Origin of the sequence: Paratractidigestivibacter sp., assembly GCF_052362415.1 — a bacterium.
In the GTDB taxonomy this organism is placed as follows: domain Bacteria; phylum Actinomycetota; class Coriobacteriia; order Coriobacteriales; family Atopobiaceae; genus Paratractidigestivibacter.
In genome coordinates this window covers 1-1,029 of sequence record NZ_DAWEMK010000063.1, presented here as the reverse complement: position 1 = coordinate 1,029, position 1,029 = coordinate 1, and the positions used below count along the sequence as shown (strand labels likewise).

General features: G+C 63.8%; 1 pseudogene. It reads right to left on the bottom strand.

The window, feature by feature from the left end:
• Nucleotides 1–964: pseudogene (locus tag ACT84W_RS07080) on the bottom strand (hypothetical protein); the annotation flags it as partial.
• Between the last annotated feature and the right edge of the window lie 65 nt (nt 965–1,029).

Here is a 1,029-nt window from a genome sequence, read left to right as displayed (position 1 = left end):
TCTGCCCCTCGTCATCCTCGCCATAGACGGGGAAGAAGTTCAGCAGCTGGCGGATATGGCGCTCGCGCGTCTCCACGTCGCCGCCGCCGCGCGCGGTCTCGCCGTACAGGTCGTTGGCGAACTGCTCGAAGATGGTGAGCGTGCGCGCCGGGTCAAAGTCGAAGACGTAGGCATTCTCCTTGCGCGCGTAGTTGCCGCCGCCCAGGTCGAATAGGCACGGGTTCTGGCTGCGGAAGGCCGCCTGCATGTACAGTGCGGGGCTCGCCATGTTCGAGAGCATGAGCACGGCGGTCCACTCCGGCACGGTCACGCCCGTGGTGAGCTGGCCGACCGAAAGGGTGATGGTCTTGTCGTGGTCCTTGATCGCGCGGCGCACCTTGTCGAGCGACTTCTCGTTCTCGTCGTCGGCATCGATCTTGCCGTCGCCGGCGGCAAGCACCACCTCGTAGTCCCCGAAGATGGGGTGCGCCTTCAGCTTCTTGGCGAGCGCGCGGGCGGAGTCGACGCGGTTGAGCATCCAGAACGTGTGGCGCAGCTCGTCGCGTAGCTCAGGAGTCGAGAACGGGAACTTCTCCTGCGTGGTGAGCGCGTCGAGGAACTTGTCCACGTCGGCGTCATGCACGAAACCGCCGTTCTGCTTGGTCGAGAAGAACTCGTTGAGGTCGAAGGCGAACTCGGTCTGCTCGCCTTCGATCTCCATGCCGCCGCGGGCCTCCTGCTCGACGATGTCGCTCATCTGGTAGGTGAGCAGGTTGAGCTTGGGGAGGTTGGCGTAGGGGTTCGGCTGCTCGGAGTCGGCAGGCCAGTCGCGCTTGGCCTGTTGCTCGTCGGCGTATGTCCAGTTGTAGATGGCGTCGTCGGCGAACTTCTCATTGGCGATGGCCTTGAAGGGCGTGCCTGAGAGGTGCAGCGTGAAGCGGCGCTTGATATGGTCGAACGCCACGTCGGTCTTGAAGGTGTCCACGCCCTCGTGTGGGGACTGCGGTGGGAATCCTGGACCAAAACCATCCTATGCTGCTAGGCCCAAAT